Origin of the sequence: Streptomyces niveus (assembly GCF_001723055.1) — a bacterium.
Lineage (GTDB): Bacteria > Actinomycetota > Actinomycetes > Streptomycetales > Streptomycetaceae > Streptomyces > Streptomyces niveus.
Genome location: NZ_MDCR01000075.1, coordinates 49,549 through 76,504, shown reverse-complemented (window position 1 = coordinate 76,504; position 26,956 = coordinate 49,549). Strand labels below are relative to the sequence as shown.

General features: G+C 69.5%; 24 protein-coding genes and 1 pseudogene. 16 read left to right on the top strand and 9 right to left on the bottom strand.

What is annotated here, in order from left to right; translation table 11 throughout:
- A pseudogene (locus BHU15_RS41230) lies at window positions 1-451 on the bottom strand (bifunctional adenosylcobinamide kinase/adenosylcobinamide-phosphate guanylyltransferase); the annotation flags it as partial.
- Between the two features lie 93 nt (window positions 452-544).
- Between BHU15_RS41230 and BHU15_RS10855 the strand changes: the two are divergent.
- Window positions 545-772, top strand: coding sequence for a hypothetical protein (locus tag BHU15_RS10855; RefSeq protein WP_023542285.1), 228 nt, complete (start codon window positions 545-547; stop codon window positions 770-772).
- Window positions 773-876: 104 nt separating this feature from the next.
- Here BHU15_RS10855 and BHU15_RS10850 read toward each other — a convergent pair whose 3' ends face one another.
- The 3 genes from BHU15_RS10850 to BHU15_RS10840 all read right to left on the bottom strand — a co-directional run bounded on the left by BHU15_RS10850 (window position 877) and on the right by BHU15_RS10840 (window position 4,191).
- On the bottom strand, window positions 877-2,661 hold the full coding sequence (locus tag BHU15_RS10850) for an ABC transporter ATP-binding protein (RefSeq protein ID WP_069627009.1): 1,785 nt from the start codon (window positions 2,659-2,661) through the stop codon (window positions 877-879).
- Between the two features lie 121 nt (window positions 2,662-2,782).
- Window positions 2,783-3,517: a class I SAM-dependent methyltransferase gene (locus BHU15_RS10845; RefSeq protein WP_079128062.1), complete on the bottom strand. Its 735-nt coding sequence runs from the start codon at window positions 3,515-3,517 to the stop codon at window positions 2,783-2,785.
- A gap of 77 nt (window positions 3,518-3,594) precedes the next feature.
- Window positions 3,595-4,191, bottom strand: coding sequence for a DUF3043 domain-containing protein (locus BHU15_RS10840; RefSeq protein ID WP_023542288.1), 597 nt, complete (start codon window positions 4,189-4,191; stop codon window positions 3,595-3,597).
- Between the two features lie 284 nt (window positions 4,192-4,475).
- Between BHU15_RS10840 and BHU15_RS10835 the strand changes: the two genes are divergently transcribed.
- From BHU15_RS10835 to BHU15_RS10815, 5 genes are all read left to right on the top strand, one after another.
- Window positions 4,476-5,261 carry a PspA/IM30 family protein gene (locus BHU15_RS10835; protein WP_031231891.1) on the top strand — a complete coding sequence of 262 codons (786 nt, stop codon included), beginning with the start codon at window positions 4,476-4,478 and terminating at the stop codon, window positions 5,259-5,261.
- A 9-nt stretch (window positions 5,262-5,270) separates the two neighbouring features.
- Window positions 5,271-5,552 carry a PspA-associated protein PspAA gene (gene pspAA, locus BHU15_RS10830; RefSeq protein WP_023542290.1) on the top strand — a complete coding sequence of 94 codons (282 nt, stop codon included), beginning with the start codon at window positions 5,271-5,273 and terminating at the stop codon, window positions 5,550-5,552.
- A gap of 173 nt (window positions 5,553-5,725) precedes the next feature.
- The gene (locus tag BHU15_RS10825; protein WP_069627008.1) at window positions 5,726-6,961 is read left to right on the top strand and encodes a sensor histidine kinase; all 1,236 of its coding nucleotides are present in this window, start codon (window positions 5,726-5,728) and stop codon (window positions 6,959-6,961) included.
- Complete coding sequence (locus tag BHU15_RS10820; RefSeq protein ID WP_023542292.1) at window positions 6,958-7,644, top strand: response regulator; 687 nt, start codon at window positions 6,958-6,960, stop codon at window positions 7,642-7,644. The genes BHU15_RS10825 and BHU15_RS10820 overlap by 4 nt, the downstream gene beginning before the upstream one ends.
- A 145-nt stretch (window positions 7,645-7,789) precedes the next feature.
- The gene (locus BHU15_RS10815; RefSeq protein ID WP_079128061.1) at window positions 7,790-10,969 is read left to right on the top strand and encodes an efflux RND transporter permease subunit; all 3,180 of its coding nucleotides are present in this window, start codon (window positions 7,790-7,792) and stop codon (window positions 10,967-10,969) included.
- A gap of 89 nt (window positions 10,970-11,058) precedes the next feature.
- Here BHU15_RS10815 and nadA read toward each other — a convergent pair whose 3' ends face one another.
- Window positions 11,059-12,246: a quinolinate synthase NadA gene (gene nadA, locus BHU15_RS10810; protein WP_069627007.1), complete on the bottom strand. Its 1,188-nt coding sequence runs from the start codon at window positions 12,244-12,246 to the stop codon at window positions 11,059-11,061.
- Window positions 12,247-12,523: 277 nt separating this feature from the next.
- Here nadA and BHU15_RS10805 point away from each other — a divergent pair, with 277 nt between their 5' ends.
- Window positions 12,524-12,880, top strand: a complete 357-nt coding sequence (locus BHU15_RS10805) for a HesB/IscA family protein (RefSeq protein ID WP_023542295.1) — start codon at window positions 12,524-12,526, stop codon at window positions 12,878-12,880.
- A gap of 88 nt (window positions 12,881-12,968) precedes the next feature.
- On the opposite strand, the gene BHU15_RS39700 is transcribed toward BHU15_RS10805, so the two are convergent.
- Together BHU15_RS39700 and BHU15_RS10795 are read right to left on the bottom strand one after the other, a co-directional pair.
- On the bottom strand, window positions 12,969-14,465 hold the full coding sequence (locus BHU15_RS39700; protein ID WP_069626987.1) for a hypothetical protein: 1,497 nt from the start codon (window positions 14,463-14,465) through the stop codon (window positions 12,969-12,971).
- A gap of 97 nt (window positions 14,466-14,562) precedes the next feature.
- A complete protein-coding gene (locus tag BHU15_RS10795) occupies window positions 14,563-14,775 on the bottom strand; it encodes a hypothetical protein (RefSeq protein WP_023542297.1) in 213 nt (70 codons plus the stop codon).
- A gap of 129 nt (window positions 14,776-14,904) precedes the next feature.
- Here BHU15_RS10795 and BHU15_RS10790 point away from each other — a divergent pair, with 129 nt between their 5' ends.
- A complete protein-coding gene (locus BHU15_RS10790; RefSeq protein WP_069626986.1) occupies window positions 14,905-15,879 on the top strand; it encodes a carbohydrate kinase family protein in 975 nt (324 codons plus the stop codon).
- Between the two features lie 67 nt (window positions 15,880-15,946).
- Here the strand turns inward: BHU15_RS10790 and BHU15_RS10785 are convergent, their stop codons facing one another.
- On the bottom strand, window positions 15,947-17,332 hold the full coding sequence (locus BHU15_RS10785) for a cysteine desulfurase/sulfurtransferase TusA family protein (RefSeq protein ID WP_069626985.1): 1,386 nt from the start codon (window positions 17,330-17,332) through the stop codon (window positions 15,947-15,949).
- A gap of 267 nt (window positions 17,333-17,599) precedes the next feature.
- On the opposite strand from BHU15_RS10785, the gene ctaC reads away from it, so the two are divergent.
- The 4 genes from ctaC to BHU15_RS10765 all read left to right on the top strand — a co-directional run bounded on the left by ctaC (window position 17,600) and on the right by BHU15_RS10765 (window position 22,078).
- Window positions 17,600-18,562, top strand: a complete 963-nt coding sequence (gene ctaC, locus BHU15_RS10780) for an aa3-type cytochrome oxidase subunit II (protein WP_031231894.1) — start codon at window positions 17,600-17,602, stop codon at window positions 18,560-18,562.
- Window positions 18,559-20,298, top strand: coding sequence for an aa3-type cytochrome oxidase subunit I (gene ctaD, locus BHU15_RS10775; protein ID WP_023542301.1), 1,740 nt, complete (start codon window positions 18,559-18,561; stop codon window positions 20,296-20,298). The genes ctaC and ctaD overlap by 4 nt, the downstream gene beginning before the upstream one ends.
- Window positions 20,295-20,693 carry a cytochrome c oxidase subunit 4 gene (locus BHU15_RS10770; protein ID WP_023542302.1) on the top strand — a complete coding sequence of 133 codons (399 nt, stop codon included), beginning with the start codon at window positions 20,295-20,297 and terminating at the stop codon, window positions 20,691-20,693. The genes ctaD and BHU15_RS10770 overlap by 4 nt, the downstream gene beginning before the upstream one ends.
- A gap of 131 nt (window positions 20,694-20,824) precedes the next feature.
- Window positions 20,825-22,078 carry a L,D-transpeptidase gene (locus BHU15_RS10765; protein ID WP_069626984.1) on the top strand — a complete coding sequence of 418 codons (1,254 nt, stop codon included), beginning with the start codon at window positions 20,825-20,827 and terminating at the stop codon, window positions 22,076-22,078.
- A 33-nt stretch (window positions 22,079-22,111) separates the two neighbouring features.
- Here the strand turns inward: BHU15_RS10765 and BHU15_RS10760 are convergent, their stop codons facing one another.
- A complete protein-coding gene (locus tag BHU15_RS10760) occupies window positions 22,112-22,513 on the bottom strand; it encodes a hypothetical protein (RefSeq protein ID WP_069626983.1) in 402 nt (133 codons plus the stop codon).
- A 174-nt stretch (window positions 22,514-22,687) separates the two neighbouring features.
- Between BHU15_RS10760 and ctaE the strand changes: the two genes are divergently transcribed.
- From ctaE to qcrB, 4 genes are all read left to right on the top strand, one after another.
- Window positions 22,688-23,308: an aa3-type cytochrome oxidase subunit III gene (gene ctaE / locus BHU15_RS10755; RefSeq protein WP_031231895.1), complete on the top strand. Its 621-nt coding sequence runs from the start codon at window positions 22,688-22,690 to the stop codon at window positions 23,306-23,308.
- Window positions 23,309-23,385: 77 nt separating this feature from the next.
- Window positions 23,386-24,195, top strand: coding sequence for a cytochrome bc1 complex diheme cytochrome c subunit (qcrC, locus tag BHU15_RS10750; protein WP_031231896.1), 810 nt, complete (start codon window positions 23,386-23,388; stop codon window positions 24,193-24,195).
- Window positions 24,192-25,244, top strand: coding sequence for a cytochrome bc1 complex Rieske iron-sulfur subunit (gene qcrA, locus BHU15_RS10745; protein WP_069626982.1), 1,053 nt, complete (start codon window positions 24,192-24,194; stop codon window positions 25,242-25,244). The genes qcrC and qcrA overlap by 4 nt, the downstream gene beginning before the upstream one ends.
- Window positions 25,241-26,869, top strand: coding sequence for a cytochrome bc1 complex cytochrome b subunit (gene qcrB, locus BHU15_RS10740; protein WP_069626981.1), 1,629 nt, complete (start codon window positions 25,241-25,243; stop codon window positions 26,867-26,869). The genes qcrA and qcrB overlap by 4 nt, the downstream gene beginning before the upstream one ends.
- Window positions 26,870-26,956: the final 87 nt, after the last annotated feature.

Genomic DNA, 26,956 nt, shown 5'->3' with positions numbered 1-26,956 from the left:
GCGCGCCGCCGCCGTTGCCGTCACGCGCCGGGAGCCCCGCCGGGGCGCCGCCCGGCGGCAGATACAGCAGCCGCTCGCCGTCGGGGGCCGTCACCTCGTACCCCGTACCGGGGGAGTCCATCGGCACCGCCCGCACCCGGTGCCCGCTGATCAGCGTCAACACCCGTCCGTCGGCGACCCGTCCGGCGGTCGGCAGCCCGGCGGGCAGTTCGACGGCCGGTCCGTCGTGCGGGTGCGTGAGCAGCACCTGCCGTACGCCGCTGAGCGAGTGCCCGGCCCGCGCGGCGGCCAGCGCCGCGCCGGGGGTCAGATCGAGCAGCACCGCGCCGTCCACGAGCAGCGCGGTCGCCGCGCGCGCGAGCGGGCCGCGGGCGGTCGCGCACGCGGCGCAGGGGCAGTGGGCGCGGGGGAGCCCGTCGGGGGCTCCGGTGCCGAGCAGAGTCAGTTCCACGCGGTTGATCCTCCCGTGTCGGCGCGCTGGGTGCGCGCCCGGCTACGCTGCGGGCGGTAGACAGATCATTCTGGCGGGCCCCGGGAGGCGGACATGGCGTGGACGTGGCGGTTCGAGAAAGCCGACGGGACGGAGGTCCAGCCGGCCGTGGAGCCGGAGGAGTTCACCACGCAGGGCGACGCCGAGTCCTGGATCGGTGAGGCCTGGAAGGAGCTGCTGGAAGGCGGTGCCGAGCAGGTGACGCTCTTCGACGACGGCAGCAAGATCTACGGGCCGATGAGCCTGGCGGCCGATCCGGAGACCGTGCCCGACGAGACCTGACGGCGGCGGGCTCCGAACCGTTCCCGGGCGCCGAAGGGTTCACGACCCGTACGGCGCCCGGGAACGGACCACCCGGGGACGGACCGGCCGACGCGGCGCCCCGCTCAACGGGCCGACGCCAGGAACTGAGTCGCCGCCAGCTCTCCGTACAGAGGATCGTCCCGGACCAGCTCCTCGTGCGTCCCCACCGCCCGCACCTTCCCGGCGTCCATCACCACGATCCGGTCCGCGAGGGTGACCGTCGACAGCCGGTGCGCCACGACCAGCACCGTCACCTCCCTGGCCACCTCGGCGACCACGTCCCGCAACGCCATCTCGTTGACCGCGTCCAGCTGCGACGTCGCCTCGTCGAGGAGGAGCAGCCGGGGCCCGCGCAGCAGCGCGCGGGCGATGGCCACCCGCTGCCGCTCGCCGCCGGACAGCTTTGACCCGCGGTGGCCGACCAGCGTCTCCAGGCCGTCGGGCAGCTGCTCCACGAGCCGTTCCAGCTTGGTCCGTACGAGGACGTCCCTGATCCGCTCGTCGGTCGCGTCGGGCGCGGCGAAGACCAGATTCTCCCGCAGCGTGCCCGCCAGCACGGGCGCGTCCTGCTCGACGTAGCCGATGGCCGCGCGCAGCTCGCCCAGCGGCCAGTCACGTACGTCCCGGCCGTCGATCAGGACCCGGCCGCCCGTCGCGTCGTAGAACCGCTCGATCAGACCGAACACGGTCGTCTTGCCCGCGCCTGAGGGCCCGACGAACGCCGTCATCCCGGCGCCCGGCACCGCGAAGGAGACTCCGTGGTGGACGAGCGGAAGCCCGTCGCGGTAGCGGAAGGTGACGTCGTCGAAGACCACCGACGCGGCGCGTGAAGCACCGCCGGACGCCGCCTCCTTGGGAGGACCGGCCGGCGGGTCGACCCGCTCCGTCTCCAGCCGCTCCGCCTCGATGATCCGCGCGATGGCCGCCGTACCGACCTGGTACTGCGACGCGGCGTCGACCAGCCGCGACACCGGGTCGATCAGATAGAAGAGGAACAGCAGGAAGGCGATGAGCGTCGAGACCGAGATGGCGCCCGACGCGACCCGCGCACCGCCGATCCCGAGCACCGCCAGGAACGAGATCTGGATGGCGAGGCCGATCGACGACGAGGCGAGCGCCTGCCACTTCGCGGACTTGACGCCGTGCCGCCACGCGTCCCGCGCGGCGGCCTCCACGACCGCGGTCTCACGTTCCTCGGCGCCCGACGCCTTGAGGGTCCGGAAGGCGCCGAAGGCGCGCTCCAGGACGGTGGAGATCCGTCCCACCGCCTCCTGCGAGCGCCTGGTGGCCTGCGCGATCTTGGGCAGGACGAGTGCGAAGGCGCCGCCGATCAGCACGATCACCCCGAGCGTGACCCCGAGCAGCACCGGGTCCATGAAGCCCATCAGCACGATCGTCGCGACGAAGGTGAGCCCGCCGGTCGCGGCCGACACGATCGACTGCGTGGTCACGGCGCGCAGCAGCGTGGTGTCCGAGGTGACGCGGGACATCAGATCGCCCGGCTGGGTCCGCTCGACCTCGGGCAGCCGCAGTCGCAGCAGCCTCCCTATGAGGCCGCGCCGGGCGGCGAGGACGACGGATTCGGCGGTCCGCTCCAGGATGTACGCGCCGACGGACTCGACGGCCGTGCCGATCACCACCAGCGCGGTGAGCAGCAGCAGGACACCGGTGATCGAACCGTCCTCACCGAGCCGGTCCACCAGGGCCTTGGCCGCGAGCGGCTGCGCAAGCCCCGTGGCGGCGCCGACGAGGGTCAGGAGCGCGCCCAGGGCGACGACCCAGCGGTGCGGCCGGAAATGCCCGTACAGGGCCCGCCAGGTCTCCCCGGCGGACAGTTTCGGTGTCTCCTGCGGGCCGCCGACCGCCACTCCCGCGCCGCTGCCCGTCTTCTGGACCGTCTCGGCCGTCTCGGCCGTCCCCGTGCTCACATCAGTACGGACGCGGCGAGGACGCGTACGCCTGACCGCCCCCGCGAGCCGGGTTCCGGCGTCACCCGCGCACGCCGCACAGGTGCAGCAGCGCCGCGACCCCGCGGTACGGCTCCGTACGCCCCGCCCGGTCCTCCGCCGCCAGCAGCCGCTCCAGTTCGGCCGCCGGGAGCGGCTCCACGTCGTCGGACATGTGGTCCGAGAAGACACACACCCCGTACCAGGTCCCCAGCGGCGCCGCGATCCCCGCCAGCGTCGCCGTCAGCGCGGACAGCCGGTCGGCGCGTACCGGCCGGCCCAGCTTGTTCGTGTACGTGGGGGAGTCGAAGGCGTCCAGCGCCCCCGTCCAGTCCCCGGCGATCCCCGGTCGCAGGGCGAGCGCGTCCGCGTTCCGTACGAGCAGCGAGAGCAGGCCCCCGGGCGCCAGCATCCTGCCCAGCCCCGCCAGCATGGCGTCCGGCTCCTCGACGTACATCAGCACGTCGTGACAGAGCACCACGTCGAAACTGCCCGGCAGGAAGTGCACCCCGGTCTGGAGCCCGTCGCCCTCGACCAGCCGGACCCGCTCCCGGATCCCGGCGGGCTCGGCGTCGAGCGACTCACGCGCCGCCGCCATCATCCCGGGATCGGACTCCAGCCCGGTCACCGTGTGCCCGGCCCGTGCCAGCCGCAGCGCCTGGGCGCCCCGGCCCATGCCCACGTCCAGGACTCGCAGGCGCTGTCCCACCGGGTAGCGCGAGGTCAGCTGTTCGTCGAGCTGCCGGGAGACCAGCTCCTGGCGGACGATGTTCCGCAGCCCACCGGGTCCGACCGGCCCGCCTGGTCCGTCCGCCCCGCGGGACGAGTCCCCCGGACCGTCGGATGCCCCAGTGCTCAGGGCCGGTCCCCACGCTTGACCTGCGGCTTCGGCAGACGCAGCCGGCGCATCTGGAGCGTGCGCATCAGCGCGTACGCGATGGCGCCGCGCTTGGGCTCGTTCGGGAAGCGCAGGACCAGCTGCTTCTTCAGCCTGATCCAGATGCCGATCGAGTCGACGACGATCAGCACGATGATGCCCAGCCAGAGCAGCAGCGCGATGTTCTGGAGCTGACCGACGCGGACCATGCTCAGTACGAGGATGATCACGGCGAGCGGCAGGAAGAACTCGGCCATGCAGAAGCGGGCGTCCACGTAGTCGCGGACGAAGCGGCGCACCGGGCCCTTGTCACGGGCCGGCAGATAGCGCTCGTCGCCGCTGGCCAGCGCCTGGCGCTGCTTCGCCAGATCGACGCGGCGCGCCTCACGCTGCTTCTTCATCGCCGACTTGCGGTCGGTCGGCGTCGTCGAGGCGCGACGACGCTGCGTCTGGGCCTCACTGCGCTTCGGGGTCGGGCGGCCCTTCGGGGCCTGCGGGTCACGGGTCTGCGTGGAGAGGTCCGCCGTCACCTTGCCGGTGGGGGCCTTCTCGTCCTTGGAGCGGCTACGGAACACAAAGCCCAAGGGTACGGGGTTCCTTTCGGGCGACCCACACCCGAGGGGAACGATCCGGCAACGGCGGGCGTCTGTACTGGTGCAGAGGGGACTTAAGCCCCACTGCCCCCGAAGGTCACCTACTCCCTGCGCCGGAGCGATGCGGGGGCCAGTCGTCCTTGGGGATGAGCCCATCCGTTCCCGAACAGTGCGGTAATAGAGACAGGGCCCGTACTGTGGGTTCTGTAGGAGTGCTGGATCCGGAGTCCGTCAGAAGGGGGCGCGCGAAGCCCATGAGCGGTGTGATGAAACGTATGGGGATGATCTTCCGCGCGAAGGCCAACAAGGCCCTGGACAGGGCTGAGGATCCGCGCGAAACCCTCGACTACTCGTACCAGAAGCAGCTTGAGCTGCTTCAGAAGGTGCGCCGCGGTGTCGCCGATGTGGCCACGTCGCGCAAGCGGCTGGAACTGCAGCTGAACCAGCTCCAGGGCCAGTCCACCAAGCTGGAGGACCAGGGCCGCAAGGCACTGGCGCTCGGCCGCGAGGACCTGGCGCGTGAGGCGCTGTCCCGGCGTGCCGCGCTCCAGCAGCAGGTCAGTGACCTGGAGACGCAGCACACCACGCTGCAGGGCGAGGAGGAGAAGCTCACTCTCGCGGCCCAACGTCTTCAGGCCAAGGTCGACGCCTTCCGTACGAAGAAGGAGACGATCAAGGCGACCTACACGGCCGCGCAGGCGCAGACCCGGATCGGGGAGGCCTTCTCGGGCATCTCCGAGGAGATGGGCGACGTCGGCATGGCCATCCAGCGTGCCGAGGACAAGACCGCGCAGCTCCAGGCGCGGGCCGGCGCGATCGACGAGCTGCTGGCCTCCGGCGCCCTGGACGACCACTCGGGTCTGGCGAAGGACGACATCGCCGCCGAGCTGGACCGGATCTCCGGTGGTACGGACGTGGAGCTGGAGCTTCAGCGGATGAAGGCCGAGCTGGCGGGCGGTTCGTCGTCGCAGCAGGCCATCGAGGGTGGTGCGGCCGACCGGCAGGAAGGCGCGCAGTCCTCGCAGACCCCGAACAAATTCGACAAGAGCTAAGGGCGCGTCATGATCGTACGGATCATGGGGGAGGGTCAGGTGGAGCTCGGGGACAGCCACCTGGCCGAATTGGACAAGCTCGACGACGAACTTCTCGCCGAGATCAACGCGGACGACGAGGACGGCTTCCGCCGGACCTTCCACGCGCTTCTCGACAAGGTGCGCGAGCTGGGCGAGGCGGTGCCCGACGACTCCCTGGAGCCGTCGGGGCTGATTCTGCCCGCCCCGGGCGCCACGCTCGAAGAAGTACGCGCACTCCTCAGCGACGACGGTCTGATCCCCACCCCTTAGGGCCGTCTCGCAGCACGCACGCTCCAGCACCTCCAGCACCTACCGCACTCCCGATGCCCCGTGCCTCACCGCACGGGGCATCGCGCTGTTCCCACCGAGTGCGCCTGCCCCGGGGACGGAACCCCGGCGACCGGACCGCGTCCGTACGGCCCCGTACGCCGTACCGTTCGGTTGTGACCTCACTCGGAACCGGCTTCGACCGCACCCGGAGCTGGCTGCGTGCCCACCCCCTCGCGTTCGACGCCGGGCTGGCCGCGGCCGTGCTCGTGTGCATGGTCGCAGGCGCGTTCGCCGACCCGCGCTCCCGCCACGACGCGCTGCCCGGCTTCGGCCAGGAGGCCCCCGGGCTGCGCAGCGTGGTCCTGATGGTTCTCGGGGCCGGCGCCCTCGTCTTCCGGCGCCGCAACCCCTTCCCCGTGCTGGCCTTCACCGGGGCGGTGAGCGTCGCCGAGCTGCTGGCCAACGACGCGGTGTCGCCGGTCGCGATGAGCACCGTCATCGCCCTCTACACCGTCGCCTCCCGCACCGACCGCCCCACCACCTGGCGGGTCGGCCTCGCCACCATGGCGACGCTGACGGTCGTCGCGATGCTCTCCGGCCCCACCCCCTGGTACACCCAGGAGAACCTCGGGATCTTCGCCTGGACCGGGATGGCGAGCGCCGCCGGTGACGCCGTACGCAGCCGCCGCGCCTTCATCGGCGCGATACGGGAGCGCGCGGAGCGGGCGGAACGCACCCGTGAGGAGGAGGCGCGCCGCAGGGTCGCCGAGGAACGGCTGCGGATCGCCCGCGATCTGCACGACGTCGTCGCCCACCACATCGCGCTGGTCAACGTCCAGGCGGGCGTCGCCTCGCACGTCATGGACAAGCGCCCCGACCAGGCCAAGGAGGCGCTGGCGCACGTACGCGAGGCCAGCCGCTCCGCGCTCAACGAACTGCGCGCCACGGTCGGTCTGCTCCGCCAGTCCGGCGACCCGGCCGCCCCCACCGAACCGGCACCCGGCCTCGCGCTGCTCGGCGAACTCGTCGGCACCTTCCAGCACGCGGGCCTGCCCGTGAAGGTGGCCTGCGGCGACGCGGAGGCGCGGCTGCCCGCCGCCGTCGACCTCGCGGTGTACCGCATCATCCAGGAGGCGCTGACCAATACGCGCAAACACGCGGGCCCCGGCGCCAAGGCCGAGGTGAGTGTCGTACGGGTCGGCCCCACCGTCGAGGTCACCGTCCTGGACAACGGTCCGGGCACCGGGGAGCCCGCCGACGGCAGCGGTCACGGTCTCCTCGGGATGCGCGAGCGCGTCACCGCCCTCGGCGGCACCCTCACCGCGGGCCCCCGCTACGGGGGCGGCTTCCGTACGCACGCGATACTGCCGGTCAAGGCACGTGCGGGGCGGACGGGGGAGGACACATGACGATCAGGGTGCTGCTGGCCGACGACCAGACACTGCTGCGCAGCGCGTTCCGGGTGCTGGTGGACTCGGAGCCCGACATGAAGGTCGTGGGGGAGGCCGCCGACGGGGCCGAGGCCGTGGCGCTGGCCCGTGCCGAGAAGGCCGACGTCGTCCTGATGGACATCCGGATGCCCGGTACGGACGGGCTCGCCGCGACCCGCATGATCAGCGCCGACCCGGAGCTGGCCGGGGTGCGGGTGGTCATGCTGACGACCTTCGAGGTCGACGAGTACGTGGTGCAGTCGCTGCGGGCCGGTGCGTCCGGCTTCCTCGGCAAGGGGGCCGAGCCCGAGGAACTCCTCAACGCCATCCGGATCGCCGCCGCCGGTGAGGCCCTGCTGTCGCCGGTCGCGACGAAGGGGCTCATCGCCACCTTCCTGGCGCAGGGCGGCAGCGCGGGCGAGGGGCCCGACGCGGCGGCGTACTCCCAGCGGCTGGCCGCGCTGACGGTGCGCGAGCGCGAGGTCCTGGTCCTGGTGGCCGGCGGCCACTCCAACGACGAGATCGCGGAGCGACTGGTGGTGAGCCCGCTCACCGTCAAGACCCATGTCAACCGGGCCATGGCGAAGCTGGGCGCACGGGACAGGGCCCAATTGGTGGTAATCGCATACGAATCGGGCCTGGTACGTCCGAGGGTGGAGTAGACCCCGGCCGTTGCGTACTCCAAGCGCGGTATGCGGCGGGTAAGGAAATCGACCTGGGGTCGCCCGACATGCGCCGTCGGATGGCAGATCGTATAGAGGGGCCCCTGCGCCCTTCTGCACGCGTACACCACAGAAGAGAGACCCCATGTCCTGGCTGTCCAGATTCAGCCTCGCGCAACGGGCCCTGATAGGGCTGATATCGATCATCGCGCTCGTCTTCGGAGCGATCGCGATCCCCCAGCTCAAGCAGCAGCTGCTGCCTTCCATCGAACTTCCGATGGTCTCGGTTCTCGCCCCCTACCAGGGCGCTTCGCCCGACGTGGTCGAGAAGCAGGTCGTCGAACCGATCGAGGCCTCCATCGAGGCCGTCGACGGGATCACCGGTGTCACCTCGACGGCGAGCGAGGGCAACGCCGTCATCATGGCCAGCTTCGACTTCGGCGGAGATGGCTCGAAACAGCTGGTCGCCGACATCCAGCAGGCCGTGAACCGGGCCCGCGCACAGCTTCCCGAGGACGTCGACCCGCAGGTCATCGCCGGCTCGACGGACGACATCCCGACCGTCGTCCTCGCCGCCACCTCGGGCGAGGACCAGCAGGCGCTCAACGACCGCCTGGAGCGTACGGTCGTGCCCGCGCTGGAGGACATCGACGGCGTCGCCCAGGTCTCCATCGACGGAGTCCGCGACCTCCAGGTCTCCGTCACCCCCGACGAGAAGAAGCTCGCCGAGGCGGGCCTCAACGCCATGTCGCTCTCCGAGGCGCTGAAGGCGGGCGGCGCGACCGTCCCGGCCGGCGCGTTCTCCGAGGACGGCAAGAGCCGCACCGTGCAGGTCGGCGGCGGCTTCACCTCCCTGAAGCAGATCGAGGACCTGCGGGTCGGCGGTCCGCAGGCGGGCGCCCCCGAGGGCGGCTCCGGGCAGGGCTCCGGCCCCGTACGCCTCGGTGACATCGCCACCGTCGAGCAGGAGCCGGCCGCGGCGACGTCCCTGACCCGCACCAACGGTGAGCCCAGCCTCGCCGTGATGGCGACCATGGACAAGGACGGCAGCGCCGTCACCATCTCCGACGCCGTCAAGGACAAGCTGCCGGGCCTCCGCAAGGATCTCGGCGAGGGCGCCCAGCTGACCGTGGTCACCGACCAGGGTCCGGCCGTCTCCAAGTCGATCTCCGGCCTGACCACCGAGGGCGCGCTCGGTCTGGTCTTCGCGGTGCTCGTGATCCTGGTCTTCCTGGCCTCGATCCGCTCCACCCTGGTCACGGCGGTCTCCATCCCGCTCTCCGTCGTCCTGGCGCTGATCGTGCTGTGGACCCGCGACCTGTCGCTCAACATGCTCACGCTCGGCGCGCTCACCATCGCGATCGGCCGGGTCGTCGACGACTCGATCGTGGTCCTGGAGAACATCAAGCGGCACCTGGGCTACGGCGAGGAGCGCGAGTACGCGATCACCACCGCGGTCAAGGAGGTCGCGGGCGCGGTCACCGCCTCCACGCTCACCACGGTCGCGGTGTTCCTGCCGATCGGCCTCGTGGGCGGCATGGTGGGCGAGCTGTTCGGCTCGTTCTCGCTGACGATCACGGCGGCCCTGCTGGCGTCGCTGCTCGTCTCGCTCACCGTCGTACCGGTGCTCTCGTACTGGTTCCTGCGCGCCCCGAAGGCCGTACGCGGGATCGACCCCGCCGAGGCCCGCCGGATCGCGGAGGAGAAGGAGTCCAACAGCCGGATGCAGGGCCTGTACGTCAAGGTCCTGGGCTTCGCGACGCGGCGCCGGATCACCAGCGTCGTCCTGGCGTTCGTCATTCTGCTGGGCACGTTCGCCATGGCGCCGCTCCTCAAGACGAACTTCTTCGACCAGGGCGAGCAGGAAGTCCTCACCGTCAAGCAGGAGTTGGCTCCCGGCACCAGCCTGGAGGCGGCCGACGAGGCGGCGAAGAAGGTCGAGAAGACCCTCGACGGCTTCGACGAGATCAAGGACTACCAGGTCACCGTCGGCTCCTCCGGCTTCATGGCGGCGTTCGGCGGCGGTACGGGTGCCAACCAGGCGTCCTACCAGGTGACCCTGAAGGACTCGGGGACGTACGAGAAGACCAGCGACGCCATCGACGAGGCCCTCGGCAAGCTCGACGGCATCGGCGAGACGACCATCGCGGCCGGCGACGGCTTCGGCAGCCAGGACCTGAGCGTCGTCGTCAAGGCGTCCGACGCGAAGACCCTGGCGGCGGCGGCCGAGCAGGTACGGGACGAGGTCGCCGGCATCGACGACGTCACCGACGTCCAGAGCGACCTGTCGCAGAGCATCCCGCGTATCTCGGTCAAGGCGAAGCCCGAGGCCGCCGAGGCCGGGTTCAACGACGCCACGCTCGGCATGGCCGTCAGCCAGGCCGTGAGCGGTACGCCGTCGGGCAAGGCGACCCTCGGTGACACCGAGCGCGACGTGTACGTCACCGCCGACAAGCCGACCAGGACGATCGCCGAACTGAAGGCGCTGCCGCTCGGTGGCGTGAAGCTCGGTCAGATCGCCGACGTGAAGCTGGCGCCGGGTCCGCTCTCGATGACCCGGATCGACGGCTCCAGGGCCGCCACGATCACCGCCAAGCCCGTCGGTGACAACACCGGCGCGGTCGGCACGACACTCCAGTCGAAGATCAACGCGCTCGACCTGCCCGAGGGGGCGACCGCCTCCATCGGCGGTGTGTCCGAGGACCAGAACGAGGCGTTCCTGAAGCTGGGGCTCGCCATGCTGGCAGCCGTCGCGATCGTGTTCATGCTGCTGGTCGGCACGTTCAGGTCGCTGGTCCAGCCGATGATCCTGCTGGTCTCCATCCCGTTCGCGGCGACCGGCGCGATCGGTCTGCTGCTGGTCACCGGTACGCCGCTGGGTGTGCCGGCGATGATCGGCATGCTGATGCTGATCGGCATCGTGGTGACCAACGCGATCGTGCTGATCGACCTGATCAACCAGTACCGGCGGCAGGGCCTCGGCGTCGTCGAGGCGGTCGTCGAGGGTGGCAGGCACCGACTGCGCCCGATCCTGATGACCGCGCTGGCCACGATCTTCGCGCTGCTTCCGATGGCGATGGGGATCACCGGCGAGGGCGGCTTCATCGGCCAGCCGCTGGCCGTGGTGGTGATCGGCGGTCTGCTGACGTCGACGCTGCTGACGCTGCTGCTGGTGCCGACGCTGTACTCGATGGTGGAGCTGCGCAAGGAGCGCCGCGCCAAGAAGAAGGCGGCGAAGCGGGCGGCCAAGTCGGGCGGCGAGGACGGCGGCGACGGCACGCCGCCGCGCTCCGGCGTCCCGTCGCCGGAGCCGGTCAACGTCTGACCGCGGCCGGCGGCCGTGACTGAGCCGTAGCGACATCTGAGTAAGGGGCGCCCGCCAATGGCGGGCGCCCCTTACCGATGCGACATCCTTTACGGCAGCGCCAGCATCCGCTCCAGCGCCAGTTGGGCGAAGTCCGCCGTTTCCTTCTCGACCTGGATCCGGTTGATCTCCTTGCCCTCGGCGAGCGATTCGAGCGTCCACACCAGGTGCGGCAGGTCGATGCGGTTCATCGTCGAGCAGAAGCACACCGTCTTGTCGAGGAAGACGATCTCCTTGTCGTCGGCGGCGAACCGGTTCGCCAGCCGCTGCACCAGATTCAGCTCGGTGCCGATCGCCCACTTCGACCCGGACGGCGCCTCCTCCAGCATCTTGATGATGTACTCGGTCGAGCCGACGTAGTCGGCCGCCGAGACCACCTCGTGCTTGCACTCCGGGTGGACCAGCACGTTCACGCCGGGGACCCGCTCGCGGACGTCGTTCACCGAGTCCAGCGAGAAGCGCCCGTGCACGGAGCAGTGCCCGCGCCAAAGGATCATCTTGGCGTTCCGCAGCTCCTCGGCCGTCAGACCGCCGTTCGGCTTGTGCGGGTTGTAGAGGACGCAGTCCTCCAGGGACAGCCCCAGGTCCCGTACGGCCGTGTTGCGCCCCAGGTGCTGGTCCGGCAGGAAGAGAACCTGCTCGCCCTGCTCGAAAGCCCAGTTGAGGGCGCGCTCGGCGTTGGACGAGGTGCAGATGGTGCCGCCGTGCTTGCCGGTGAAGGCCTTGATGTCGGCGGAGGAGTTCATGTACGAGACGGGGACGACCCGCTCGGCTATGCCGGCGTCGGTCAGCACGTCCCAGCACTCGGCGACCTGTTCGGCGGTCGCCATGTCCGCCATGGAACAGCCGGCGGCCAGGTCCGGCAGGACGACCTTCTGCTCGTCGCCGGTCAGGATGTCCGCCGACTCGGCCATGAAGTGGACGCCGCAGAAGACGATGTACTCGGCGCCGGGGCGCGCCGCGGCGTCCCTGGCGAGCTTGAACGAGTCCCCGGTCACATCGGCGAACTGGATGACCTCGTCGCGCTGGTAGTGGTGGCCGAGGACGAAGACCTTCTCCCCGAGCTTCTCCTTCGCCGCGCGGGCGCGTGCCACCAGATCCGGGTCGGACGGCGACGGCAGGTCGCCGGGACACTCCACACCGCGCTCGCTGCGGGTGTCGGCCTCGCGGCCGAGCAGGAGCAGTGCGAGGGGTGTCGGCTGGACTGCGAGATCCTGACGGGCTTGGGCCGTGGTCACGTCACGCACCCTTTCTTCTCTGCGGGAGGAGCCTTTTCGTCTAATTGACGTTATCTATCATAACCGCTTCACGTCACTTTGACGATGTCGATAACGTCGATGTGACGCGTTCCCGGGAACGTGACCCGTGCCGCTCCTGAGGCGGGTGTGCGAGCATGAAGAGAGAAGGACCGGCACGGCCGGAATGAATCCGCGGCCGTGCGGGTTGTAGCTGTCGGCAATGAGTCCGTACTTCCCCTGCCTCCGGCGGGGAGGCCCCACCCCGGGAGAGAAGCAGATGTCCGTATCGGACGAGACCACCACCGTGAGCGACGGCATCCTCCTGTCCGACGCCGCCGCGGGCAAGGTCAAGGCCCTGCTCGACCAGGAAGGCAGGGACGACCTCGCACTGCGCGTCGCGGTCCAGCCCGGCGGCTGTTCCGGTCTCCGTTATCAGCTGTTCTTCGACGAGCGCTCGCTCGACGGCGACGTCGTGAAGGACTTCGGCGGCGTCAAGGTCGTCACCGACCGGATGAGCGCCCCGTACCTGGGCGGCGCCTCGATCGACTTCGTCGACACCATCGAGAAGCAGGGCTTCACGATCGACAACCCCAACGCCTCCGGCTCCTGCGCCTGCGGCGACTCCTTCAGCTGATCGCCCGATCGTCTGATCGCCGAAAGGCGGCGGCCCCTTCACCGGGGACCGCCGCCTTTCGCGTGCGCCGTACCGTACGGCCTCCGGGCTACTTCCGAGGCGGCACGGCATCGCCCGTGACCGCGTCCACGACCTTCCGGTCCCCGAGCGGCCGGTCCAGTGTCACCTTCTCGGTGAAGCTCTTGGCCATCGCGATGCACACACCCCCCTTGGGGGCGGAGTCGACCACCTCCACCTTGACCGCCGACCCGCTCTCGTCCGCCCGCAGGGAGTACTCGCCGCACACGCCGCCCGTGAAGCGCACGCTCAACGTGCCGCCGTCGGCGGTGTACGTCTCGATCGGCGTCCCCTGCTTCTCATCGGGAGCCTCAGGGGCCTGCGGCTTCTCGGCGGGAGGCGTCCCGCCGCCCCCGGCCAGATACTCGGGCAGCACCGCCGTCCGGGCCACGGTCGACGCAGGACCGTCCCCGGCCGTCGCCACCTCGAACCACCACGACGGTACGAGCGCGGCCCGCCCGTCCACCTGCTGGGCCGCGAGCCCGAACACCGCCTTGCCCACCGGCACCCGCACCGGCTTCGCCGGCCCGCCGCCCTTGCCCTTCGGCTCGCACGGCGTGGCGGGCTCCCGCCCGTCCTGGTGCGGCACCGCCGACGCGCAGCCGCCGATCCCGCCGGCGCCCGGTGCGTTCGACGCCTCGTTCAGCAGCTTCAGCGCCTCGGCCGCCCCCACCACCGGATACTCGGCCCCCTTCGCCGGGGCCTTCAACTTCCCGCTCGCGGCCACCACTTGGCCGTCCGCGCCGATCTGCACGCCGGTCGACCAGCCGTACGTCGGCAGCCCGCCGATCACCGGCGCGGCGTTCACCACCCGTACGGCGCCCATCAGTTGGCCCGCGTCGAGCGCGGCGTCCTGCTGACCCAGTGCCTTCAGCACGGGCGCGGCGGCCTTCTTCGCGGCCTCCTCGCTCACCGGGCCCGCCCCGTCCCCGGGAACGACGGGATTGTCGCCGCTCCCGCCCCCGTCCTCGCTCGGACACTCCTTGGCCTTCAGGCAGTTGTCCCCGCCGGGCGCGGCGGCGTAGCGGCCGAACGTCCAGGTGCCGGGCGCCTGCTCGTCGACACTGAGCAGCGGGCCCGAACCGTCCTTCTGGGCGCCGACCTTCCAGGCCGTACCGGAGAGTTCGGGTGTACCGGCCACCCCCAGGGCCTCGGCGAGCCGCGCCACGTCGCCCGCGGCGACGGAGCCCTCGGGGAGGTGTACGGCGGCCGACGCGGGCCCCTTGGGCAGACTGCCGGTCGCGCGGTACTCGACGCCGTACGGGCTCGGCTCACCCGGCGCGATACCGGGACCGCCCGCCTCGCCGCCGCTGTCCGCGTTGCCGCTGCTTCCGCTGCCGAGTGTCAGCGGTGGTGGATCCAGCTCCTTGCCGCCGTCCGACGAGGCCGTGGCGAAGTACGCGCCGCCGCCGCCCACCATCAGGACGGCCGCCGCGACCGACGCGACCGCGAGCGGGGAACGCCGCAACCCCCAGCGGGCGCCGACGCGTTGGCCGTCGCGGTCCTGGTGTCGTTCGGTACTGGTCACCGTCTGCTCCTTCGCCGGATCGGCCCTGCCGTGGCCGGGACACCGGTGAGACGGGCGCGGGGAGCACCCGGTTCCCCAGAGACTGAGACCCGGACCGTCAGTCGCCGTACTCGGACATGCCGTCGATCAGCCGCGCGGAGTCCGGGGTGACCGTGACGCCATGGATCAGCGACGGGCAGACGGGAGCGGGAGCCGCGGCGGCGGGCCGCACCCAGTCCGCCGACATCCGCGCGCAGTCACCGCGCAGCTCGGCCAGGCTGGTGTCGGACTCACGGACGGCGCGCTCACGGGAGACGGTGTTGTTCCTCATGTACGCACCGTAAGCACGTAAGGGTCGGGAGGAAAGCCGTACTATCGGGTAGTTCGCCGTTTCGAAGCTCCTGGACCGACCCGATAGCGTGAGCTGTCCACCAGTCCTCCTCAACAGGAGCAGTCAGCCGTGAGAATCGCAGTCACCGGCTCCATCGCCACTGACCACCTCATGACCTTCCCCGGTCGCTTCGCCGACCAGTTGGTCGGGGACCAGCTGCACACGGTCTCGCTTTCCTTCCTCGTCGACAACCTCGACGTACGCCGGGGCGGTGTCGGCGCCAACATCTGCTTCGGCATGGGCCAGCTCGGAACCGCGCCGATCCTGGTCGGCGCCGTCGGCCCCGACTTCGAGGAGTACCGCGCCTGGCTCGACCGCCACGGCGTCGACACCGCGTCCGTCCGGGTCTCCGAGGTGCTGCACACCGCGCGCTTCGTCTGCACGACCGACGCCGACCACAACCAGATCGGCTCCTTCTACACCGGCGCCATGAGCGAGGCCCGCCAGATCGAACTGAAGTCGGTCGCCGACCGGGTCGGCGGACTCGACCTGGTCCTGATCGGCGCCGACGACCCGGAGGCGATGCTCCGCCACACCGAGGAGTGCCGCGCCAGGTCCATCCCGTTCGCCGCGGACTTCTCGCAGCAGATCGCGCGGATGGACGGCGACGAGATCAGGCTGCTGCTCGACGGTGCGACGTATCTCTTCTCCAACGAGTACGAGAAGGGGCTCATCGAGTCCAAGACCGGCTGGACCGACGCCGAGATCCTGGCCAGGGTCGGCCACCGCGTCACCACGCTCGGCTCGCGCGGTGTGCGGATCGAGCGCGCCGGCGCCGAGCTGATCGAGGTCGGCTGCGCCGAGGAGACGGCCAAGCTCGACCCGACCGGCGTCGGCGACGCCTTCCGCGCCGGATTCCTGTCCGGTCTCGCCTGGGGCGTGAGCCTGGAGCGGGCCGCGCAGGTGGGCTGCATGGTCGCGACCCTGGTCATCGAGACGGTCGGCACCCAGGAGTACACGCTGCGCCGGAACAACTTCATGGACCGCTTCACCAAGGCGTACGGCGACGAGGCCGCCAACGAGGTCCGCTCACACCTGGGGTAGGCGCCCCGCACCGGCACGCCCCGGCGCGTGCCGCTCCACGCGAGCGGCACGCGCGTGGGGTCCACGCTCAGACGAGGCGGCGCACCAGGTACGCGGTGCCCTGCCGGCCGCCGTACTCGTGGCCGCGCATCTCGCACCAGGCCGGGATGTCCAGGCGGGCGGCCTCGTCGTCGGAGAGCACCGTCACCGTGCCGCCCACCGGCACATCCCCGATCACCTTCGCCAGCTCGATCACCGGGATCGGGCACAGCTTGCCCAGCGCGTCCACGACGAGCGAGGGCGCGTCCGCCGCGGCCCCCGTCCGCGCGGCGGGACCGACGGGCGCGCCCAGCCGCTCCCGTACGCCCGCGACCAGCCCCGGCAGCACCGACAGGAAGCGGTCCACCTCCGCCTCGGCCGTACCGGACGGCAGCGACACCCGGACGTTGCCCTCCGAGAGCACCCCCATCGCCCGCAGCACATGGCTCGGTGTCAGCGTGCCGCTCGTGCAGGAGGAGCCCGACGACACGGAGAAGTCCGCCTCGTCCAGGGCGTGCAGCAGAGTCTCCCCGTCGACATAGAGACAGGAGAAGGTGACGAGATGGGGGAGCCGGAGCACCGGATCGCCCACCACCTCGACATCGGGGACCAGTTCCGGCACCCGCGCCCGGATCCGGTCCACCAGCGTCCGCAGCCTGGCCGCCTCGGCCTCGGCCCCGGCCCGTACCGCGCGCAGCGACGCGGCGGCGGCCACGATCGCCGGCAGGTTCTCGAAACCGGGCACCCGCCCCGACTCCCGCTCGTCCACCGGGCCTTGGGGCGCGAACCGCACCCCCTTGCGTACGGCCAGCAGTCCCACCCCGGCGGGTCCGCCCCACTTGTGCGCGCTCGCGGTCAGCAACGACCACGCCCCGTCCACCGGCCCCCACGCCAGCGACTGCGCCGCGTCCACCAGCAGCGGCACCCCGGCCGCCCGGCACGCCTCGGCGACCGCCGCGACCGGCTGCACGGTGCCGACCTCGTGGTTGGCCGACTGGAGGCAGGCGAGCGCCGTGTCGGTGCGCAGGGCCGCCGCGTAGGTCTCCGGGGACACCGCTCCCGTACGGTCCGCCGGCACCTCCGTCACGTCCGCGTCCGCCCCGTCGGCGGCCCGCGCGTGCGCGGCGTGCAGCACGGACGAGTGCTCGACCGCCGAGACCACCACATGACCGCCGACCCGCCGCCGTGCCGCGCGCGCCCCGGCCACTCCCGCGTGCACCGCGTACGTCCCCGAAGGAGTGAAGACGAGTTCGTCGGGGCGACAGCCCACCGCCTCAGCCGCGGCCTCGCGCGCGGCGTCCAGCAGCAGCCTGGCCCGCCGCCCCTCCCGGTAGAGCCTGGCCGGATCCGCCCAGCCCTCGTCCAGGGCGGCTTGCAGGGCCTGATGTGCGACGGGATGCAGCGGAGCGGAGGACGCGGAGTCGAAGTAGGCCACGCCGCCACGCTAAGCCAGCGTGCGCGCCACCGGCCCGCCGGGACACCGGCGGCCCGTGGAGGGGGCGTCAGAAGTGTCCCGGAGCCAGGCATTCCACCCCTTCGGGGTGCCGGACGGCGCGTTGGGCACCCTCCATGCGCGACCCCAAATTGCGTCCAGTAGGGTTTGGTCCGCATAAACATCCAAACCCCTGCCCGCGTCAGGGCCGGCGACCGACCGTGACGGCCGCAGCCGGCCGCGTGGGCGAGACTCTCGGGAAGGCGCTACGTGAGTCCCAACGGCTCCGACCGCTCGTCGCGGCGCCCGATGCGGCGGAAGCTGCCGCAGGTGCTGACTGCGGGCCTGATCCTCGCGACCGCCACCGGTTGCACATACAAGGATTTCCCCCGCCTTGGAATGCCCACACCGGTGACCGAGGAGGCCCCCAGAATCCTCTCCCTCTGGCAGGGCTCGTGGGCGGCAGCGCTCATCACGGGCATCCTGGTGTGGGGGCTGATCCTGTGGAGTGTCATCTTCCACCGGCGCAGCCGCACCAAGGTGGAGGTACCACCACAGACCCGTTACAACATGCCCATCGAGGCCCTGTACACGGTCGTTCCGCTCATCATCGTGTCGGTGCTGTTCTACTTCACCGCGCGTGACGAGTCGAAGCTCCTCTCCCTGGAGGACAAGCCCGCCCACACCATCAACGTGGTCGGCTACCAGTGGAGCTGGGGCTTCAACTACGTCGAGAACGTGGACGGCAAGGCTTCCACCGGCGCCGAGATCCCCAAGGAACTCGGCGACATCCCCCAGAAGTTCCAGGACGACTTCCCCGCCGGTGCCGAAGGCGTCTACGACGCCGGAATCCCTGGCACGCGGAATCCCCAGAACGGCAACCCGGGTCCGACCCTGTGGCTGCCGAAGGGCGAGAAGGTCCGGTTCGTCCTCACGTCACGTGACGTCATCCACTCCTTCTGGGTCGTGCCGTTCCTGATGAAGCAGGACGTCATCCCGGGCCACACCAACGCCTTCGAGGTGACTCCGAACAAGGAGGGCACCTTCATGGGCAAGTGCGCCGAGCTGTGCGGTGTCGACCACTCCCGGATGCTCTTCAACGTCAAGGTCGTCTCCCCGGAGCGCTACCAGCAGCACTTGAAGGAGCTGGCCGACAAGGGGCAGACCGGCTACATCCCGTCGGGCATCGCGCTGACGGACCCGGCCAGGAATGCGGAGAAGAAACAACTGTGAGCATCCTCAACGAACCCAAGGGTGCCGCCGCAGCAGCTGACGACTCGTACGAGAACGAGCTGCCGGTACGGCGCAAGCAGCCGGGCGCTGTTGTCGTGAAGTGGCTGACCACCACCGATCACAAGACGATCGGCACGCTCTACCTGGTCACGTCGTTCGTCTTCTTCTGCATCGGTGGTGTGCTCGCGCTCTTCATGCGCGCCGAGCTGGCCCGTCCCGGCACGCAGATCATGTCGAACGAGCAGTTCAACCAGGCGTTCACGATGCACGGCACGATCATGCTGCTGATGTTCGCGACGCCGCTGTTCGCCGGATTCGCGAACTGGATCATGCCGCTCCAGATCGGCGCGCCCGACGTGGCGTTCCCGCGGCTGAACATGTTCGCCTACTGGCTCTACCTGTTCGGCTCGATCATCGCGGTGGCCGGCTTCATCACCCCGCAGGGCGCCGCGGACTTCGGCTGGTTCGCGTACTCCCCGCTGTCGGACGCGGTCCGTTCACCGGGCGTGGGCGCCGACCTGTGGATCATGGGTCTGGCCTTCTCCGGCTTCGGCACGATCCTCGGCTCGGTCAACTTCATCACCACGATCATCTGCATGCGCGCACCCGGCATGACGATGTTCCGGATGCCGATCTTCTGCTGGAACGTGCTGCTGACCGGTGTGCTGGTCCTGCTGGCCTTCCCGGTGCTGGCCGCCGCGCTCTTCGCCCTGGAGGCCGACCGGAAATTCGGTGCCCATATCTTCGACGCCTCCAACGGAGGCGCGTTGCTGTGGCAACACCTGTTCTGGTTCTTCGGGCATCCAGAGGTGTACATCATCGCGCTGCCGTTCTTCGGCATCGTCTCCGAGATCATTCCGGTGTTCAGCCGGAAGCCCATGTTCGGTTACATCGGTCTGGTCGGCGCGACGATTGCCATCGCCGGTCTCTCGGTGACGGTGTGGGCGCACCACATGTATGTGACGGGCGGCGTACTCCTGCCGTTCTTCTCCTTCATGACATTCCTGATCGCGGTACCGACCGGTGTGAAGTTCTTCAACTGGATCGGCACGATGTGGAAAGGCTCGTTGTCCTTCGAGACACCGATGCTCTGGACCATCGGCTTCCTGGTCACCTTCACCTTCGGTGGTCTGACCGGCGTCATCCTGGCGTCGCCGCCGATGGACTTCCATGTCTCGGACTCGTACTTCGTCGTCGCGCACTTCCACTACGTCGTCTTCGGCACGGTGGTGTTCGCGATGTTCGCCGGATTCCATTTCTGGTGGCCGAAGATGACGGGCAAGATGCTCGACGAACGGCTCGGGAAGATCACCTTCTGGACGCTGTTCATCGGCTTCCACGGCACGTTCCTGGTGCAGCACTGGCTGGGGGCGGAGGGAATGCCGCGGCGTTACGCGGACTACCTCGCCGCCGACGGATTCACCGCGCTGAACACCATCTCCACGATCAGCTCGTTCCTGCTGGGCATGTCGGTCCTGCCGTTCTTCTACAACGTCTGGAAGACCGCCAAGTACGGGAAGAAGGTCGAGGTGGACGACCCGTGGGGCTACGGCCGGTCACTCGAATGGGCGACTTCGTGCCCGCCGCCCCGGCACAACTTCCTCACGCTGCCGAGGATCCGCTCCGAATCCCCGGCGTTCGACCTGCACCACCCGGAGATCGCGGCGCTCGAACACCTTGAGAACGACGGACAGAAGGACGCCGCTCTGCTCGGTGGCAAGGAGGTCGGCAAGTGAAGGTCCAAGGCTGGATGTTCCTCTGGCTGAGCCTCTTCATCCTCGTCGTCGCCGGCGTCTACGGCGTCTGGTCGAAGGAGCCGGTCGGTACCACCGCCCTCTTCCTGGCGTTCGGCCTGAGCCTCATGATCGGCTTCTACCTGGCCTTCACGGCCCGGCGGGTCGACGCGATGGCGCAGGACAACAAGGAGGCCGACGTCGCGGACGAGGCCGGCGAGGTGGGGTTCTTCTCCCCGCACAGCTGGCAGCCGCTCTCGCTGGCCATCGGCGGCGCGCTCGCGTTCCTCTCCATCGCCATCGGCTGGTGGCTGCTGTTCTTCTCCTTCCCGATCCTCCTGATCGGGCTGTGGGGCTGGGTCTTCGAGTACTACAGCGGAGAGAACCAGAACCAGTAGCCGAAAACGGCGGCGCGAGGCCGTCCACGAGGCAACGGGCCCGGATCCCCCTCACCCCTGAGGTGGATCCGGGCCCCTCGTTTGCAGTCACACAGCGCGCCGTAACCGGACATTCTTCATAACGTGTGCATATGAACCACACGCCGCGCTTTCGCACCGTTCTCGGCTGCACTCTGCTGGTCCTGTCCCTCGGGGCGGTAGCGACCGGCTGTGGCGGCCCGGACGGCCACCCGCTGTCGGAAAAGCCCTACGACGCCGCCGACCAGGTCTCCCTGAACGCACCCAAGGGCGACGCCAAGGCGAACCCCGACAAGCCTCTGGAAATCGTCGCCAAGGGCGGCGACGCACGCATCACCGACGTCACCGTCACCGACGCCGCCGGCCACCACCTGGCGGGCGAACTCGCCGCGGACGGGGCCCGCTGGCGCTCCACGGCCCCGCTGGCCGCCGGCGCCCGCTACACCGTCAAGGTCGCCACGGAGGACGAGGACGGCGCCCCCGGCAGCCGTACGCTCGACTTCGAGACGTCCCCGGTCAAGCGCAACCTCTCCGTCACCTTCGGCCCCAAGGCGGGCAAGTACGGCGTCGGCCAGCCCATCACGGCGGAGCTGAGCGCGCCGGTCAAGGACAGGGCGGCCAGGGCCGTCGTCGAACGGGGTCTCAAGGTCCGCTCCAGCCCCGCCGCCGAAGGCTCCTGGCACTGGGTCGACGACAAGAAGCTGCACTTCCGGCCCAGGGAGTACTGGCCCGCCAACGCGTCCGTCAGCGTCAGCAGCACCCTCGACGGCATCAAGGTCGGCAACAAGCTGTACGGCGGCCCCGTGAAGCCCCTGAAGATCACCACCGGCGACCGGCTCGAAGCCATCGCCGACGCCGGCACGCACCACATGACGGTGCTGCGCAACGGCGAGGAGATCAAAACGATCCCGGTGACCACCGGCAAGCCCGGCTTCTCGACCCGTAACGGCACCAAGGTCATCCTGGAGAAGCAGCAGTTCGTACGGATGCGCGGCACCAGCGTCGGCATCGCGGCGGGCAGCAGCGAGGGGTACGACCTGCCCGTCTACTGGGCCACGCGGGTCACCTGGAGCGGTGAGTACGTGCACGCCGCCCCGTGGTCCGTGGGCTCACAGGGGTCGGCGAACGTCAGCCACGGCTGCGTCGGCATGTCCACGGACAACGCCGAGTGGTTCTTCGACACCGTCCGCGAAGGCGACATCGTCAAGGTCGTCAACAGCGGTGGCGAGGACATGGACCCGTTCGGGAACGGCTTCGGCGACTGGAACCTGGACTGGGCCAAGTGGCGCCAGGGCAGCGCCCTCGTCGGCCCCAGCGAGGACGGCGGCGGCCAGGTGGAGGCCGCCCGGCTCCGCCCGCAGGTCTGACGCGAGCCGGGACGACCGGACCGGTCGGAGCCGTCAGGCCTCCACGGCGAGCCTGGTGCGCAGCAGCGCGGCCAGCGCCTCCGGGAAGCCCACCGGCTCCACCGGCAGCGTCACAGCGGCCTCGGCGCGGCTCCAGGTGGCCAGCCAGGCGTCCTGCGGGCGGCCCATCAGCAGCAGTACGGGCGGGGAGTTGAAGATCTCGTCCTTGATCTGCCGGCACAGACCCATCCCGCCGATGGGGGTGGCCTCGCCGTCGAAGACACAGGCGTCGACGCCACCCTTGTCGAGCACCTTCAGCACGGCGTGCATCGTCGCGCACTCGATGTACTCGACCGGCGGCAGGTCGGCGGCCGGCCGGCGGCCCGCTGCCGTACGCACCTGCTCGCGGGTGTTCGCGTTGTCGCTGTAGACCAGGACCGTGGCGGTCGGCTGCATTGTTCCTCCGTGACGTCCGTCGTGACAGCGGATGCTACTCCGTCGGACACCATGTCAGCACGGGTCCCGGCCCTGTCGCGAGGGGCCGTTCGGTCCTGGCTCACCTCCCCTCCGGAGCGGCTGACACTCCGAAGGGCACCCCCGGGAGTGAGGGCGGGATAAGCGACCGACATAATGTCGGTCGTGGCGACAGCAACGACAGTAGAAACCGGGCACGCGCACCCGACGGTCAATCGGCCGAACCTCACCAGTGTCGGAACGATCATCTGGTTGAGTTCCGAGCTGATGTTCTTCGCGGCCCTCTTCGCGATGTACTTCACCCTGCGGTCGGTGACAGGGGATGCGTTCTGGTCGGAGAAGGCCGATTCGCTGAACATCCCGTTCTCCGCGGTGAACACCACGATCCTGGTGCTCTCCTCACTCACCTGCCAGCTCGGCGTCTTCGCCGCGGAGCGGGGCGACGTGAAGAAGCTCCGCTCGTGGTTCGTGATCACGTTCGTGATGGGTGCGGTCTTCATCGGCGGTCAGATCTTCGAGTACACGGAGCTCGTCAAGCACGAGGGCCTCTCGCTCTCGTCCGACGCGTACGGCTCCGCGTTCTATCTGACCACCGGCTTCCATGGTCTGCACGTGACAGGCGGTCTCATCGCCTTCCTGCTGGTTCTCGGCAGAACGTACGCGGCCAAGAGGTTCACCCATGAACAGGCAACCGCCGCCATCGTCGTGTCCTATTACTGGCACTTCGTCGATGTCGTCTGGATCGGCCTCTTCGCCACGATCTACCTGATCAAGTAGCGGGCCACAGCGCCCGAAGCGCCCTCGCACACCGCCCAGAAACACCGACGCAGAAGATCCTGACACCGGGGTAATCCGTGAAAAAGCTCTCCGCACGACGACGCCATCCGTTGGCGGCGGTCGTCGTCCTACTCCTCGCGCTGGCGGCCACCGGGGGGCTGTACGCCGCGTTCGCGCCCGCGGGCAAGGCACAGGCAGACGACACCGCCCAGTCCCTCGCCATCGACGAGGGCAAGAAGCTGTACGCCGTGGGCTGCGCGAGCTGCCACGGCGTCGGCGGTCAGGGCACGACCGACGGCCCGTCGCTGACCGGCGTCGGCGCCGCCGCCGTGGACTTCCAGGTCGGCACCGGCCGGATGCCGGCGCAGCAGCCAGGCCCGCAGGTACCCAAGAAGAAGGTCATCTACGACCAGAAGGAGATCGACCAACTCGCGGCGTACGTCGCCTCGCTCGGCCCCGGGCCCTCGGTCCCGACCGCCGGGCAGTACAACCCGCAGGGCGCGGACGCCGCCAAGGGTGGCGAACTGTTCCGCTCGAACTGCGCCCAGTGCCACAACTTCGGTGGTGAGGGCGGCGCTCTGACGAACGGCAAGTACGCCCCGGGGCTTGAGGGAGTCACTCCCAAGCACCTGTACGAGGCGATGCTGACCGGTCCGCAGAACATGCCCGCGTTCCCCGACTCGACGATGCCCGAGCAGCAGAAGCAGGACATCATCAAGTACATCGAGTCCGTGAACAGCAGTACGTCGGCCAACCCCGGCGGGCTCAAGCTCGGTGGAATCGGGCCGGTCAGTGAGGGTCTGTTCTCCTGGATCATCGGTCTGGGCGCGCTGGTCGCCGTCGCCGTCTGGGTTGCGGCGCACACCGCGAAGGCCAGGAAGTCATGAGTAGCAACCGGATTTCAGACGAGAACCTGCCGGCTGAGCAGGAATCCGCGCACGCCGAGGTCGAGCGTGCGGACGACCCGTTCGCCAACCCCGGGATGCCGGCCCACCGGCCGCGTATCCAGGACATCGACGAGCGGGCGGCCAAGCGCTCCGAGCGCGCGGTCGCGGCGATGTTCACGCTGTCGATGCTGGCCACGATCGGCTTCATCGCCTCGTTCGTCGCCTTCCCCGTCGACAAGATCGTGTACATCTGGCCGTTCGGCCATGTGAGCGCGCTCAACTTCTCGCTGGGGCTCACCCTCGGAGTCGCCCTCTTCGCCATCGGCGCGGGCGCGATCCACTGGGCGCGCACCCTGATGAGCGACGTGGAGATCATCCAGGAGCGGCACCCGATCGAGGCCACCCCCGAGGTCGCCGCGCAGGCCAAGAAGGACTTCCTCCTCGGCTCGGCGGAATCCGGTTTCGGGAGGCGCAAGCTGATCCGCAACACCATGTTCGGCGCGCTGGCCATGGTGCCGCTCTCCGGTGTGGTCCTGCTGCGTGACCTCGGTCCGCTGCCGGAGGACAAGCTCCGCACGACGTTCTGGAAGAAGGGCTTGATGCTCATCAACCAGAACACGAACGAACCGCTGCGTCCCGAGGACGTCACGGTGGGGTCGCTGACGTTCGCCCAGCCCGAGGGGCTGGACGACCACAACCCGGACTTCAACAACGAGATCGCCAAGGCGGCTCTCATGATCGTCCGTATTCAGCCGTCCGAGATCAAGGACAAGCGCGAACTTGAGTGGTCCCACGAGGGCATCGTGGCGTACTCCAAGATCTGCACCCATGTCGGCTGCCCCATCAGCCTGTACGAGCAGCAGACGCACCACGTCCTCTGCCCGTGCCACCAGTCCACCTTCGACCTCTCCGACGGCGCCCGCGTCATCTTCGGCCCGGCCGGGCACGCCCTTCCGCAGCTGCGGATCGGCGTGAACGACGAGGGTTACCTCGAAGCGCTCGGCGACTTCGACGAGCCCGTCGGTCCTTCCTTCTGGGAGCGCGGATGAGTACTGCGTCTGACGAAAAGACCCGCCAGGCACCCGCGGGAGAGCGGGTCGCCGACTGGGCGGACGGTCGTCTCGGGATCTACGGCGCCGCCAAGGGCATGGTCCGCAAGGTCTTTCCCGACCACTGGTCGTTCATGCTGGGCGAGATCGCCCTGTGGAGCTTCGTCGTCATCATCCTCACGGGTGTGTATCTGACGCTGTTCTTCCACCCGAGCATGAACGAGGTCGTGTACGACGGCAGTTACGTGCCGATGCAGGGCGTCCGGATGACCGAGGCGTACGCCTCGACCCTGGACATCAGCTTCGACGTACGCGGTGGTCTGCTGATCCGGCAGATCCACCACTGGGCCGCACTGATCTTCGTGGCCGCGATGTTCGTGCACATGATGCGCGTCTTCTTCACCGGCGCGTTCCGCAAGCCCCGTGAGATCAACTGGGTCTTCGGCTTCCTGCTGTTCGTGCTCGCGTTGTTCACCGGACTCACCGGTTACTCGCTGCCGGACGACCTGCTGTCGGGCACCGGTGTCCGCTTCGCGCAGGGCGCCATCCTGTCCACGCCGATCGTCGGCACGTACATCTCGATGTTCCTGTTCGGCGGGGAGTTCCCCGGCCACGACATCGTGGCGCGGTTCTACTCGATCCACATCCTGCTGCTGCCGGGCATCATGCTCGGCCTCGTGGTGGCGCACCTGATCCTGGTCTTCTACCACAAGCACACGCAGTTCGCGGGTCCCGGCAAGACCAACAACAACGTCGTCGGCGCCCCGTTCCTGCCGATCTACATGGCCAAGGCGGGCGGCTTCTTCTTCCTGGTCTTCGGTGTCATCGCGATCATCTCCGCGATCGCCACGATCAACCCGGTGTGGGCCATCGGCCCGTACCGTCCGGACCTCGTCTCCACCGGAGCCCAGCCGGACTGGTATCTGGGCTTCTCCGAGGGCCTGATCCGCGTGATGCCCGGCTGGGAGATCAACGTCTGGGGTCATACGTTCGTCCTGGGCGTGTTCATCCCGCTGATGATCTTCCCGTTGGTGCTGGTGGCCCTCGCGGTCTACCCGTTCATCGAGTCCTGGGTCACCGGCGACAAGCGCGAGCACCACATCCTGGACCGGCCGCGCAACGTGCCGACCCGGACCGGCTTCGGTGTCGCGTGGCTGACGCTGTACTTCATCCTGCTCATCGGTGGCGGGAACGACATCTGGGCGACCCACTTCCATCTGTCGATCAACACGATCACCTGGTTCATCCGGATCGCGTTCTTCGTCGGCCCGGTCGTCGCGTTCGTCATCACCAAGCGGATCTGTCTGGGACTTCAGCGCCGCGACGCCGAGAAGGTGCTGCACGGACGGGAGTCCGGCGTCATCAAGCGGCTGCCGCACGGTGAGTTCGTCGAGGTCCACCAGCCGCTGGACCAGGGCGCGCTGCACACGCTCACCGCGCACGAGCAGTACAAGCCGGCCGAGCTGGGCCCGACGGTCGACGAGAACGGTGTCGAGCGCAAGACCTCTCCGGTGGAGAAGGTGCGGGTCAAGCTGAGCAAGGGCTACTACGGCGAGGGGAACCAGATTCCCAAGCCGACGGCCGAGGAGTACAAGGAGATCACGAGCGGCCACGGCCACCACTGATCGTCCGGCGTACGAGGGCCCCGGCCCGGTTTCCCTTCGGGGGACCGGCCGGGGCCCTCGTACGTTCCGGGTACGCCGCCGGCGGCC